Origin of the sequence: Mycobacterium sp. SMC-8 (genome assembly GCF_025263565.1) — a bacterium.
In the GTDB taxonomy this organism is placed as follows: domain Bacteria; phylum Actinomycetota; class Actinomycetes; order Mycobacteriales; family Mycobacteriaceae; genus Mycobacterium.
The window spans coordinates 6242791-6256266 of record NZ_CP079865.1 but is presented as its reverse complement, the minus strand read 5'-3'; the positions used below and the strand labels follow the sequence as shown (position 1 = coordinate 6256266).

The 13476-nt window shown below is 59.9% G+C and carries 11 protein-coding genes, 1 tRNA gene and 2 pseudogenes; 2 read left to right on the top strand and 12 right to left on the bottom strand.

The window, feature by feature from the left end; genetic code table 11:
• Nucleotides 1-197: 197 nt before the first annotated feature.
• From KXD97_RS30015 to KXD97_RS29975, 10 genes and pseudogenes are all read right to left on the bottom strand, one after another.
• Nucleotides 198-476 carry a hypothetical protein gene (locus KXD97_RS30015; RefSeq protein ID WP_260754646.1) on the bottom strand — a complete coding sequence of 93 codons (279 nt, stop codon included), beginning with the start codon at nt 474-476 and terminating at the stop codon, nt 198-200.
• 2 nt (nt 477-478) lie between these two features.
• Nucleotides 479-1351 carry a phage major capsid protein gene (locus KXD97_RS30010; protein ID WP_260754645.1) on the bottom strand — a complete coding sequence of 291 codons (873 nt, stop codon included), beginning with the start codon at nt 1349-1351 and terminating at the stop codon, nt 479-481.
• A gap of 67 nt (nt 1352-1418) precedes the next feature.
• Nucleotides 1419-1565 carry a YlcI/YnfO family protein gene (locus KXD97_RS33425; protein WP_396884606.1) on the bottom strand — a complete coding sequence of 49 codons (147 nt, stop codon included), beginning with the start codon at nt 1563-1565 and terminating at the stop codon, nt 1419-1421.
• 4 nt (nt 1566-1569) lie between these two features.
• A complete protein-coding gene (locus KXD97_RS30005; protein WP_260754644.1) occupies nt 1570-2040 on the bottom strand; it encodes a hypothetical protein in 471 nt (156 codons plus the stop codon).
• Nucleotides 2041-2054: 14 nt separating this feature from the next.
• A complete protein-coding gene (locus KXD97_RS30000) occupies nt 2055-3434 on the bottom strand; it encodes a phage portal protein (RefSeq protein WP_260754643.1) in 1380 nt (459 codons plus the stop codon).
• An 8-nt stretch (nt 3435-3442) separates the two neighbouring features.
• Nucleotides 3443-4846 (bottom strand): terminase large subunit domain-containing protein, encoded by a 1404-nt coding sequence (locus KXD97_RS29995; protein ID WP_260754642.1) that lies wholly within the window; start codon nt 4844-4846, stop codon nt 3443-3445.
• A 488-nt stretch (nt 4847-5334) separates the two neighbouring features.
• Nucleotides 5335-5763, bottom strand: coding sequence for a hypothetical protein (locus tag KXD97_RS29990; protein ID WP_260754641.1), 429 nt, complete (start codon nt 5761-5763; stop codon nt 5335-5337).
• On the bottom strand, nt 5760-6200 hold the full coding sequence (locus tag KXD97_RS29985) for a hypothetical protein (protein ID WP_260754640.1): 441 nt from the start codon (nt 6198-6200) through the stop codon (nt 5760-5762). Before KXD97_RS29985 ends, KXD97_RS29990 begins: the two co-directional genes overlap by 4 nt.
• 246 nt (nt 6201-6446) lie before the next feature.
• Nucleotides 6447-8465 (bottom strand): bifunctional DNA primase/polymerase, encoded by a 2019-nt coding sequence (locus tag KXD97_RS29980; protein WP_260754639.1) that lies wholly within the window; start codon nt 8463-8465, stop codon nt 6447-6449.
• Nucleotides 8466-8490: 25 nt separating this feature from the next.
• Nucleotides 8491-9364 (bottom strand): annotated as a pseudogene (locus KXD97_RS29975) (IS5 family transposase).
• Between the two features lie 170 nt (nt 9365-9534).
• On the opposite strand from KXD97_RS29975, the pseudogene KXD97_RS29970 reads away from it, so the two are divergent.
• Nucleotides 9535-10940 (top strand): annotated as a pseudogene (locus KXD97_RS29970) (IS1380 family transposase).
• 233 nt (nt 10941-11173) lie between these two features.
• Here the strand turns inward: KXD97_RS29970 and KXD97_RS29965 are convergent.
• Together KXD97_RS29965 and KXD97_RS29960 are read right to left on the bottom strand one after the other, a co-directional pair.
• A complete protein-coding gene (locus KXD97_RS29965) occupies nt 11174-11365 on the bottom strand; it encodes a helix-turn-helix domain-containing protein (RefSeq protein ID WP_260754638.1) in 192 nt (63 codons plus the stop codon).
• Between the two features lie 252 nt (nt 11366-11617).
• Nucleotides 11618-11690: transfer RNA gene (locus KXD97_RS29960), tRNA-Arg, on the bottom strand.
• Nucleotides 11691-11792: 102 nt separating this feature from the next.
• Here KXD97_RS29960 and argS point away from each other — a divergent pair.
• Nucleotides 11793-13445 (top strand): arginine--tRNA ligase, encoded by a 1653-nt coding sequence (gene argS / locus KXD97_RS29955; protein WP_260754637.1) that lies wholly within the window; start codon nt 11793-11795, stop codon nt 13443-13445.
• Nucleotides 13446-13476 lie beyond the last annotated feature (31 nt).

Here is a 13476-nt window from a genome sequence, read left to right as displayed (position 1 = left end):
ACGCGTCCGCCGTCACCGATTGTGACGATCTCGGGATTCGGCATCGCGCCGGAGCCGAAATGGACTCTGCGCGAGCAGACCAGCGCGGGGTCCGTTCGTGGGCACGCTGATGATGCAGACGACCGCCGTCCCCGACCCGGGATTTCGACAACTTCAATGACGATCACCCCCGCCGTGGTCGTCACACAGAGGGACGGTCAACAGGCGAGGTTGAATCCCTGAAATCCGCCGCGAATCGACACGCCACCAACGTCGTTGGCGATCTGCTGCGGATTGGAAACCAACCGCGCAGCCGCCGTCAGAATCACCGATGCGATTTCGTCGTTCGGCACTCCATCGGCAAACCCCACATCGCGGGTGAACGCACGGCAGAATTGTGTCACTGTGCGCGCATGCGTCTCGGCGAGAGCGACGAGACTGGAGTCGCCGCCCCCGCCGAGAAAGTCAGCGACGTGCTGACCGGTAACCGCAGCCATGCTCAGATCGTGATCCCGGTCAACTTGATAACCGCTTCAGGGTTGAGCGGCTTCGCGTCATACCGGGCGACGACGCGAATCGCCATTTGGTCATAGTCGCCAAACGTCTGATCGAGAATCTTCACACTCGGCGCAACATCGCGCGCAACCGCAACTTGGGAAAAATCGACCAACGCGGCGCGTCCGGTATCGGGAGTCGGCGCGGTGTCGTCAGGAACGCGATTAGACACGATTACGGGATGGCCCAGAAGCGTGTAACCGCCAGCGGCAGTCACGTCGGGTTGCACGATGTAGTTTCCGTCAGTTGCCTTGATTTTCCGAAGATCAATCAAGTCGCGTGAGGTCATCAGCCATCGGAGCCCAGCGGGGTTGACGTTTTCGCCCAGGGCCATCGCTTCGGCGTCGTGCAGATCGTCCAGTTCAAGAATGCCGTTGATCGCCAACGTCTGAGTTCCGGCCCACGCGAAAAGTCCCTGCGGCGTCACTACGCCATCGCCCGCAGCCGAGAAGAGTTGAGAATCGAGTTTGGCCGCGACGTCTGTGACGAGGCGATCCCGAAGCGCGGCGTCCAACGCAACGACGCTCTGGCGGGCCAGTTCGTTGGAATACCGCGTCAGCGTCTTCAACGATTTCATCGTGGACGGCAAAAGCTCAATCTCGTCAAAGTCGGGATTCGCTTCGGGGATCTGTTCGTTCTCACCGACCCAGTTGACGACAGTCGGGCCACCCAATTTCGGGATGCGCAGCGGGGAAGCGGTGTCGAAAATGCGAGGTCCAGCGGCGAGGAATTTTGCAGCTTCCTCAAGCGGCTTAACCAGAATCTTTGCGACTTGCTCTTGAGTGAGTTCGGTTGCGCTAGTGGTACTTACGGCCATGATGAGTCCCTAGAAATGAGAAGAATCGGTGATTGATTCGCTCACGTCATCGGGACGTACAAAGCGTTTAGCGCATCGGGCGCGTTGCCGCCACTATATCACTGATCAGCCGCCGAACATATGCACTCATTGTCACGCCCTCGGCGCGTGCTTGTGCCCTAATCCGGTCGCGCAGATCATCAGGTATTCGCACGCTAATCAGCTTGTCTTTCATCGTTTTACGCTCGCGCGCGCAGAATGTCGGCGAGGTTCACCGGCGCATCTGCTGCACTGCCACGGTTGCCCTGCCCGATATCACCGGAAACGCGCCGTGACGCCAGATGCGGTTTCTTCGCCAACAGTTCGTCAATTGCCGTCGTCAGAGCGTCTTCGTCGTCCAAATGTATTGCGTCAAAGGGCAAATCGGTCGGATCGGCCATACGCCCGGTTGCCGCAACCAACGCAGTGTGGAGACGCTGCGCCAGCGCATCAGCAGAGTTCGCACGCTCACGATATCCGGCGTTCTCGCGACGCAACTTCTCAACATACGTTCGACTGAAAGTCTCAGTCTCAGAGTCTGTTTCGTCGTCTACGTCGGCGGCTTCGACCAACTCGCCTGTATCGGTCGCACCAGTTTCACTTTGGTCGTCTGTGACCACCAGGGCGGTTGGTGTGGTGCCAGCGTCGTCGGTTTCGTCTTTGACAATCATTGCTCTATCTCCACTTACTCGGTTACGGGAATCTCTTCAGTTGGTATTGCGTCATCGGGCGGTTCGGCCTTGGTCAATTCGTCGTATCTGACCTCGGCTTCGATTTCTAGTATCTCTTCGTCGGAATATCCGAGCTTGCGCAGAGTGAACCCGCGTGGGAGTAGCCCAACTTCGAAAAGTTTCACAGCGGCGTCCGCCTCTTGAGCCATGCTGCGCGTTCCAGCTTCGGACCAAAACACCACAACGTCGTCAGTCGCTTCCGGCGGAACCTGATCGAGAACAGCGAGCATCAGCTTTGCGACTTTCTCCCATGCGCGACCGAACGTGGATTGCCGTGCTTCGGCGCGGGCGGTCAACGACGCTTCAGACGCTCGCAACGCATCAGCACTCGCCGGATTGTCCGTGAACACGCCCACGTAATGCGCGGGAAGCGTTGACACAGCCATGATTTGACCCAACATGACACGAACCGACGCCTCGTATCCGCCAAGATCGGCTGCGGACAACTGACCGATTTTCGCGTTCTCCGCTTCTGAAATCATCATCCGGTTGCCTTCGGGAAACGGGTTGACCGCTTCTGTCACCGGCTCGCCGTCATCGTCAACAACCGGGTTTCCGTCAGAATCGATTACCGGGCGTTCCTCAAGTTCGATTCCGGTAGCCCAGCGTCGTGGCCTGCCCACGTACTCGCTCGTGACGAGCATGTCGGCAAGACTCTTGTTCAATCCGTCTACGAGTGGCATCAGATCGTCAATCTCGCTGGCGCCGTAGTCGTCCAAAATCCGATCTGAGTTCCGGAGGTTGACCACGGGCACGATTCCCAGCGGATTCGGCACTTCGTCAACTACCTCGAAACCGAGCATTGCGCCTGTGTGGTTGGCCGAAAAGCGGATGATTCGATCTGGCAGATACAGAACCGCTTCGGTTGTCGTTTCGGTCTCCCAGCGCTTCACCGCAGCCGTGATTTCACGCGTGCCAGGATCGAACAAGCAACTGACCTGTTTGGCACTTTCAACCGTAACTTTCGGTCTCCCAAGCGAATCCGCCCAAACCATCACGTAGGAATCGCCGAAAAGCAGCGCTTCACGATGGGCGACGTTGCTCAAAAGGTCCATGTCGTTGCGCAGCCACTCAGGCCACAGCGCCGGATCGGAAAAACCCGTCAGTTGCAGCCGCTCAGTCAGCGCTGTGACCGCCAGGCGCGGAATGTTCGACGCCATGCGACCGAAGCGGTTGCCCAACGCAATCCGCGATTCCGGCGAGAGGAACGCCAACGGCTGATTTCCAGAATAGTAAAGATCAATTGTCGAATATCGCGCCAACGGCTCATCCAATTTATGCAGAAGTTTCAGAAGATAGTCTTCTGCCGTAATCGGAACTAACGGAATGGTCACTATATGTCCTAGGATGCAAAACTAACTGCGCGCTTCTTGGTGGTCTTTTTCGAATGCCAAGCAGCCCTATCGTACGCCACAATTGCGGCCACAGCGGCGTCAATCTTACGCGGCGAGTTCTTCTTATCCTTGCTGACCAAATCGCCCATCGGCGTGCGCTTAGCCACGCAATGTTCGATATGCGCAGCCAGATCAGGGTTGCCGTCGTGCGTGACAGCTTTGGTCATCACTGCCTGATACAGGCGGTCGGTTCCCGGTCCCATGCGTTGCGCAGCAGCTGTGTTCCACTCCAAAACCTTTGTCTCACCGTGCTTTTGAGCCCACTGCTCAATCTCAGATTGCCAACCCCACGGATCACACGCCAACTCGACCACGTTGAAATCGCGAAACGCTAAATCAACCGCAAATGAAACTTCTTCGCGCGGGACCCGCCAACCGCGATCACCGGGATTTTCCCAAATTCCTTGCAGCCAGATATAGCCATCGAGAGTGCATCCCACCAGGGCGGTGCTGTCGCCAGATGCAGAACCGTCGAAAGCGAAAACAACGCGTTCATTCGGTTTGACTATTCGCGGCTTTTTACAATCAGCCCACGCGCCAAACGGCAACCACGCATTAACGCCAGTGATCCACTGTCCAAGTCTCAACTGGCGAAAAACTGGCTCACGAATCGTCTTCAAAACGCTTTCCAAGCCATCTTCGGAGAGGAACGGTTCAGGATCGGCCAGCGCCGGGTTTGCAGCCCGCCAGGCTTCGCGGTCGTCAACAGCGCAGCCGTCAGGGGCGGCGAACTCGCGAAAGTAGAACGATGCGTCAGTACCCGATCTGCCGTGTTCGACAAGACGCCACATCACCGAATCGGCGGAATCGGCCGGCGTCGAAATCGCCAGAGTCAGACTCTCGGGCCGCTTGCCAGACACCGACGTGACAGCTTCCCAAACCTCTTCGGTGACCACGTGCAGTTCGTCAACGAGCATCAGCGACGGGTCATGCCCATGCAAAGCGCCAGGCTCAGCGGGAAGCAGAAGTAGCGATGCATCGTTTTCCGGCAGATACAGCCGATCTTGGTAGACCTGAACACGTTCTGCGAGAACAGGATTCAGCTCAACCATGCGTCTGGCATATTTCAGCGTAATGTTAGCTTGGCGCTGATCTGACGCGACCACTAGTACCTCGGCGCTCGGCGGTCCCGTGAACATTTCAGCCAAACTCAGCGCAGCGGCCAACATCGTCTTTCCGTTCGCGCGCGCGATGCTCACCAGTCCCGTACGGATTCCTGGCGCAAACGCACCCTGAATAATTTCACGTTGGAAAAGTCGCAGATTGAATGGCGCTTTTGCGCCAATTCCGCGCGGCGTGATAAGGAACGCTTCGATAAATACCTCTCTGCGTTCTGCGCGATCATCAGGCAAGCTAGAAAGATCAATCGGCGGGGCCTTAACTGACCCTTTTGGACCTGCCCTCATTTTCAAACTCCAAAATCGCTAAAATGATCAAGTGTAACTAAAACTTCGCCCCCACCGGACGGGTCGCAAACCTCCCTTTATGGGGATTCCCCCCTACCCTGCTTTTGACGATTCACGCGCAGGTCCAGCCGCACGGTTGCAGGGGCCGCAAAGCACACGAACGTCACACAGTCGTATGGCTTTACCTGCGGCTTTACGTTTCCAAGCCTCTTCGGAATGGTCGGTTTGCAGGTCATCAGTCGCGCCACATTGGTCGCACCACGGTTGCAGCTTTCGTGCACGCTCTGATAATCGACGCCACGCATTGTCATACCCTCTTTCGCGTGCGCTCAGTATATGCCGTCCACCATTAGGCTTGTCTTTCCCGCGTAGCTTATGTTGTTCGCATCGTTCGCTGTTCGAGGGTTCACCACATTTGATGCATGGCCTCATAGTCATGGTTCGTCTTCTTCGTCGTTATCAAACTCATCTGATTCTTCGTCGGGCCAATCGTCAAACGGCTCAAGCTGTCCAGCTTTCCATTTAATGTCGATACGCCAGGGCGTGGCTTCGCCTATCGAGTAGCTATTGAGCCTGATTGGCGTTTCGTCATAGCCGATCACGTCCGATTCGAAGCACGCGTACATCAGACACGCGAGCCCGTGCGCGATGTGGGTTCCTGCTAGTTCGACGTTGTGCACGTTCTCTGGTGTGAGCCGCACACCGCTTTGCAAATACCCGCCATCCTGTTTGTGCAGAAACTCGCTGAGTGCATCTGACAGTTTGGCGGTGAATGTCAACGCTCTGCGGTGAGCGGCACACCACCCGGTGCGGTCGTCAGCGATGCCGCCGCAGTCGAGCGCACTGCAGGTGGGCACAGTCATCGGCGCAGTGCTCGCCAGATGTCGTTCAGATCGACCACGGGCGCAGCGACCAGAGCCGCCAGAGCGGTATAGGTTGCGTGGATACGGTCGCTCACTACATCGCGATCAGCCAGCCATGCGTTGAACGCGTCTTCGGACGAAAGCCGATTGATGGCTTTTGCGACGTACTCAGAATCAATGTCTAAATCTTTTTCACGGATCGTCAACCGACGCAAATGACTTTCTTCTGCATCATCGTCTGGCATGAATACCAACCCGCGTGCAATAACGTCGTCATCGTTGAAAAGATGATTTGCATTTGGGTTGATCTTCGCAACGACGATTCCATCGCCCCCACACTCTTGCAAATACTCAGGCCACGCAGTCGGCAACGATGCAAATACCGACACTGTCATTGTCCGCAAAATGGGCTGTAGATACTTTCGTTCAATTTTCATGTTTTGCTCTCTCCTATTTCTGTTGATCCTCGCCAGTTCGCCATCCCTTAAGGGATGGGGATTGGCGAACTACTGGTACTTTTCGGCGAACTGCGGCGAACTGGCGAACTGGCTGCATCAGTGCAGGTCAGCGACGGTTTCCAGTTCGCCGATTTTTCGCGGCCCGTTTGGCGAACTGGCGAACTAGATTCAGTTCGCCGACCGTTTTGGCGAACTGAATTGCCGCCGACATAGGTGCCGGATTGCTCAATCATCGTCGGCCCCAATTGAACCAAGTGCATACATATTCGCATTGCGATTCCCTTTCCAGGCTGCGAGTTCTCCCGATTTTTCCCCTTGCTCTAGCGCGCTTCTGACAGCTTGGCGCGTGACGGTAGGAACCTTGATCGCCTGGTCTTCGATGGATTTTGCACTCAGACCGTCTTTTCCGGCCTGCTTAAGTAGCAACAGGATTTGTCCGTGCGCAGCGGACGCTTTTATTTGTTGCTTTGATTCGCTTCGATTCGTGTTGGAATATGTCAAATGTCGAGTGGCCTTGTCGTAGATCAACTGCCCTTCGGACACTTCGACATCACGCCCAGTAGCGGAAAAGTAGCGTTGCGATGTTTCGTCGCTGGGGTCCTGCCGCACGATCTTCCAGATTGCATCCGGCCAGTCCTGAATCCTGCTGTCACCGCGCGAGCGCTCGCCGCTATGGCCCATGTGGTGAACAATCGTTGCGTCGCCGCCTGTGCCTGCTTCGGCCAGCAACTCATCGAAAGCAGTGAGAAACCTTCCGGCGTCGTGATTTTCGTCTAGTCCCAGTGCGTCGAGAACTGGCCGCAAACAATCGAAAATCAGGTAATCGCAACCAAGTTCACGCAACCACTTCGCCCACTCGCCCCGACGTTCTTTATTTAGAATGTCAAACATGGACACTTCGCCGCGCAAACAAATCACGTCTGCGACGGCGTCCGTGTTGCGGATGCCCTGGTCACGAATCCAGTCCCTAACCATGTCCGCAGACAGCTCGTTGTCGATCAGCACCAACCGTTGCGCAGGCTTTTTCACTTCGAAGACATCGAGAAATCGATCACCATCGACCAGTGAGCGGATGAGGTTTCCGACTGTGGTCGTCTTGCCCGCTTTGTAGGGTGCCGAGAACACGACGCGACCACCGTCAGGCATGAGCTTTTCAATCCGCATCGGCGTCGGATTCGACGGTTGGGCTAGAAAGCTCGTCAAGTTGGTCACAGATCGGGCAAAGGGTGCACGCCTACTGCCGTCGAATCGCTTCCTCGCTTCGGCGCGAATTTCAAGGTTGCGAAGTTCGCGCGCTACGTCGTCTTCAAAATCGCTCGCTACGTGGTGCGAACCGTAGTCGCGGTTCGCTTCGGCTGAAATCTCGTCGGTCTCTCGCGTCATCGCGCAACCGACGCCGTTTTTCACAAGACGCTGAAACTCGCCCTCATCGAACTTGTCAGATTCCCCGCGCGCTTCGTAGCTCGCGATCATGGCCTGACGAATCTGAGTGATCGCGTCTGCCAGCGGATAGAAACCGATGCGCGACTCTGCCGCTGCGACGCGCAGCCCATCACGCGTCCGATTTCGCGTTGCGGTTTCTGCGCTCTTAATCCAGCTTGCAATTGCTGTTAGCGACTTTGGGCGAGATTCGTTTTGCCACTTTGCGATTGATTCACTGACTGCTTCGTCGCTGGCCTCAACCACATACCCCGCCATGGCGGTGTTGTCTGGGTTGTTGCTGCGTTTTCGAGTACCGAGCAGACGCAGATGTTTGCGCGCTTCACTGGGCAGTTTCGGAATCGCAGAACTGATATCTTCTGTGCGCCAACGGTATTGGCCGCCATCGGCAGATTTCATGTGCTGTGACGGCGCTGCGATCACAACTGAATTACCCGAACGAATGTCGCCGACAGATTTACCGTCGCTCGTCGTCAGATCACCGGAAGTGAAAATCTCGTCTCCGGTGTAAAACCCATAGTGTCCGCGGTCGCTGTTCAGATTCGCCGCACGGGAGAACTGCACAATTCCCGTTTTGAGCCACGACAGCTCAGCGGGAATCCTGTCTCTGTCCAGATCGAAAAACGTCAGTCCAGACGGGCCAGCATGGATCGCGATACCGGCGTCGGGCCAGCGATCCCACCAATCGGAAATCTGATCGGCGTCCGTTGTGCTTTGATCCGGCCAACCCTTACCGACGTAACTGCCGGGATGCTTGCCGCGCGCAACGGGCAGAACGTAGAGGCCAGCTTTGGCGTAAGCCAACGCAGCTTCAACTAGGTAGTGTCTGTTAATTGCGGACGCGGTGATAGATGATGATCGCAGCTAGGGTGACGCCCCCGAGGTAGCTCAGCGCGTATTTGTCGTATCGGGTGGCGATACCTCGCCAGTGCTTGAAGCGGTTGAAGGATCGCTCGACGGTGTTGCGGTGCTTATAGATTCGCCCGGAGAACGCCGGTGGCCGTCCGCCTTTGCTTCCCCGGCTCTTTCGGCGGGCGATCTGGTCGCTGCGCTCGGGAATGGTGTGGGCGATTTTGAGCTGGCGCAGTCGGGCTCGGGTCGAGTCATGGGAGTACGCCTTATCGGCGAGTAGCCGAAACTTTGGGCCCTGATGGGCAGTCAGCAGTGGCCACAGCATCGGGTTGTCGCCGGCTTGCCCCGGCGACAGTGCCATGGTGACCGCGCTGCAGCGTTGATCGGCCAGCGCGTGGATCTTCGTTGTCAGCCCGCCGCGTGAACGGCCGATGGCATGGTCATCGGGCTCATCGGGGTGTTTGTTGTAATTCGACAGATCCCCCTGTGTGGCGACCAGGGCGGGCACCAGCGGCATGCTGATGTACACGCACGCTGGTCGAATCCACCGCCAGCAGCAGTTCGACCAGCTCAGCGTCAGCGTCATCGACATCGATGTCACGGGAGATCGCTGCGAAGATCTGCGCGTAGGTGCCGTCGGTGGACCACCGCAGGTGACGTTCAGCCACCGACTGCCAGGCGCCGAACTGCGCGGGCAGATCGCGCCACGGAGATCCAGTCCGGTAACGCCAGATAATTCCTTCCAGCGTCACCCGATGATCGTTCCACGGCCGCCCGCGCCGTCGACCCGAAGGCAGTACCGGCTCAATCACCGACCACAAGTCATCAGAAATCACATCAGTCCGTAACACTTAAACAGCATCAGGCACAACATCGTTCACATTAAGCAGACACGCCCTAGCCCGGATTTTTCGCGGAAGTTTGCGTTCGATGGGGTGTAGATACGCGAAAGTGCCTGTCCTGCAAGGAATAATTGGACTTCTCTAGGGTTCAATCGTTCCAGCGGGAAGGCACCTCGCAGGTGAAGAATATCGCGGCCGCATCGAGGGTCAAAGTGTCCGCCGACGGCCAGGGCGTCGTGTCGCATGCCGGGATGGCGATGTTGCGGGAACTCGCCGACCGAACCGGGCTATCGACGCAGGTCACTGCCGCGTTGGCCGACACCTACCGCGGCCCGTGGGTGTACGCGCCCGGCGAGGTGTTCGCCGATCTGGCCGCCGCGGTCGCCGACGGCGCAGACTGCATCGACGCCGTGGGCCAACTCTGCGGCGACCGTGAACACGCCTTCGGCGCGAAAGCCTCCACGACCACCATGTGGCGGCTGGTGGATCAGCGCATCGACGCCGCCCACCTGCCTGCCGTGCGAGCAGCCCGGTCCGCGGCGCGAGCAGCAGCGTGGGCTGCCGGCGCCGCCCCAACTGCCGGCGAGTGGCTGCACATCGACATCGACGCCACCCTGGTCATCGATCACTCCGACAACAAGCACGGCGCCACGCCGACGTGGAAGAAGACCTTCGGCCATCACCCGCTGCTGGCGTTTCTGGATCGCTCCGAGATCGCCGGCGGCGAAGCCCTGGCCGGGCTGCTGCGCACCGGCAACGCCGGCTCCAACACCGCCTCCGACCACATCATCGTCCTGGCGCAGGCGCTGGCAGCGTTGCCGCCACGATGGCGACCCGACCCCAGTGCTGGCGATGATCCCGACCAGCCGAGAGTTCTGGTGCGCTGCGACACCGCCGGAGCCACCCACAAATTCGCCGACGCCTGCCGCGATCAGGGGTGGGATTCTCCTTCGGCTATCCCGTCGATACCCGCGTCCAAGATGCCGTCGACACCCTCAACCTCGCCGACGGCTGGTACCCAGCAGTCGACACCGAAGGCGGGATCCGCGACGGCGCCTGGGTCGCCGAGGCCACCACCTTGGTCAACCTGGACTCCTGGCCGCCTGGGACACGGTTGATCCTGCGTAAAGAACGCCCCCACCCCGGTGCACAACTGCGGTTCACCGACGCCGACGGCATGCGCGTCACCGCGTTCATCACCGACACCGAACCCGGCATTGTCCCTGGACAGGTCGCGGGCCTGGAGTTACGGCATCGCCAACATGCTCGCGTCGAGGACCGCATCCGCGATCTCAAAGCCGCCGGACTGCGGAATCTGCCGTGCCACGGTTTCTGGCCCAACGCCGCCTGGCTCGAAATCGTCCTGGCCGCAGCCGACCTGGTCACCTGGTGCCGACTTCTGGGATTCCGTGAGCACACCGGTCTGGCTCGCGCCGAGATCGCCACCTTCCGCTACCGGGTCCTGCACGTGGCCGCCCGGATCACCCGCGGCGCCCGCCGAACCCGACTACGTATCGACGCCACCTGGCGCTGGGCCGCCCAGATCGCGGCCGCCTGGCAAGCCATCCGCACCGCCTTCCGATGACCGAAGCCCCCTGACCCACCGACCACGAAAGACCCACCGGCACTGGGAAAGCCCGCACCACCCGGCGACACGGGACCACCCCGCCATACCCAGAACCACACAACCGGATTCGCGACGCAATCGCATCTCAACGCACGACTGCCATCACCCTCGACGAAAAATCCGGGCTAGGGACAGTCCTCCCACGTCGGGAATCGTGAAATCCGCAGAACTGCCCGCTTGGCGGGCCGCGCTCACGCGTTGGTGCCAGAAACGAGCGTTTCAAGCTCTTTAAGCTCGAACATGTATTGCCGTCCGCCAGGCGAGCGGTGCGCTTTTATCGCACCTTTTGCAAGCCAATTGCGAATAGTGTTCGGATGGACTCCGAAATATTCGGCAGCTTCGACCGTGTTTACAAAGCGGCGAGGAATAGCTGATTTTGCCATGATGGGCTTTGGACCTTTTCGACAGAATTGCATCATTAGATTCGATTCTGGCGCGGTCTTCGGATTGATTATCTCCGCGACGGCTAAAGGGACGCCATGCCTTGCGTCGATAGTACCCCCGTTAGTACTCGAATGCCAGGCTTGTTATTCGATGGGTGTCAGCTAACGATCTGGGGCCATCGGTCGCGGACCCTTAGGGGCAGATAAGGGGTAGGCCATCCCCGTTTCGGGTATATTGCCTGGTAGACAGGGTGCCCCCGGCAGGATTCGAACCTGCGGCCTTCTGCTCCGGAGGCAGACGCTCTATCCCCTGAGCTACGGGGGCGCGAGCTGAACAGCTGCGCCGTTGGGCTCCGATAGCGTAGCGCATGCCGGCAGTGGAAACGGATTCGGTTCGTGAAGAGCCCAGACCATAGGATGGTTCCCCGTGACCCCCGCCGATCTGGCCGAGCTGCTCAAGGCCACCGCTGCCGCGGTGCTGGCCGAGCACGGCCTCGACGCCGCCGCGCTGCCCGCCACCGTCACCGTCGAGCGTCCGCGTAACCCCGAGCACGGTGATTACGCGACCAACCTCGCGCTGCAACTCGGCAAGAAGGTCGGCGTCAACCCCCGCGAGCTGGCCGGCTGGCTGGCCGCCGCGCTGGCCGACAAGGACGGCATCGCCGCGGCCGAGGTCGCCGGTCCGGGCTTTGTGAACCTGCGCATCGAGGCGTCCGCGCAGAACGTGATCGTCGGCGACGTGATCGCCGCGGCCGCCGGCTACGGGCACTCCGCGGTCCTCGGCGGCCAGAAGGTGAACCTGGAGTTCGTCTCGGCCAACCCGACCGGCCCGATCCACATCGGTGGCACCCGCTGGGCCGCCGTCGGTGACGCGCTCGGCCGGCTGCTGAGCACGCAGGGCGCCGAGGTGGTGCGCGAGTACTACTTCAACGACCACGGCGCGCAGATCGACCGCTTCACCAACTCGCTGATCGCGGCTGCCAAGGGTGAGCCGACCCCCGAGGACGGATACGCCGGTACCTACATCGCCGACATCGCCGCGCAGGTCCTGGCCAACGAACCCGGGGCGCTGACACTGCCCGAGGCCGAGATGCGGGAGACGTTCCGGTCGATCGGGGTGAACCTGATGTTCGACCACATCAAGGAATCGCTGCACGAGTTCGGCACCGACTTCGACGTCTACACCCACGAAGACTCGATGCACACGTCCGGCCGTGTCGAGCAGGCCATCGCCAAGTTGCGCGAGACCGGCAGCATCTACGAGAAGGACGGTGCGGTCTGGCTGCGCACCACCGACTTCGGTGACGACAAGGACCGCGTCGTCATCAAGAGTGACGGCCAGCCCGCCTACATCGCCGGTGATCTCGCGTATTTCCTGGACAAGCGCAAGCGCGGCTTCGACCTGTGCATCTACATGCTCGGCGCCGACCATCACGGCTACATCGCCCGGCTCAAGGCGGCCGCGGCGGCTCTGGGTGACGACCCCGACACTGTCGAGGTGCTCATCGGCCAGATGGTCAACCTGCTCCGCGACGGGCAGCCGGTCCGGATGAGTAAGCGCGCGGGCACCGTGATCACGCTCGACGACCTGGTCGACGCCATCGGGGTCGACGCGGCGCGCTACGCGCTGATCCGCAGCTCGGTGGACACCCCGATCGACATCGACCTGGAGCTGTGGTCCTCGGCGTCCAACGAGAACCCGGTCTACTACGTGCAGTACGCGCACGCCCGCCTCTCGGCATTGGCCCGCAACGCCGCCGAACTGGGCGTCGTCGCCGACACCGCACACCTGGACCTGCTCACCCACGACAAGGAGGGCACGCTGATCCGCAACATCGGCGAGTTCCCCCGGGTACTCAGGACCGCGGCGAATCTGCGTGAACCGCACCGTGTTTCGCGTTACCTGGAGGATCTGGCCGGGGATTACCACCGGTTCTACGACTCGTGCCGGGTGCTGCCCCAGGGCGACGAGGCCCCCGGCGAGCTGCACGCGGCGCGGCTGGCGCTGTGCGCGGCGACCCGCCAGGTCATCGCCAACGGACTGGCCATCCTGGGCGTCAGCGCCCCGGAGCGGATGTGATCGCCCATCCGGCCGGTCCGCGCCACGCCGA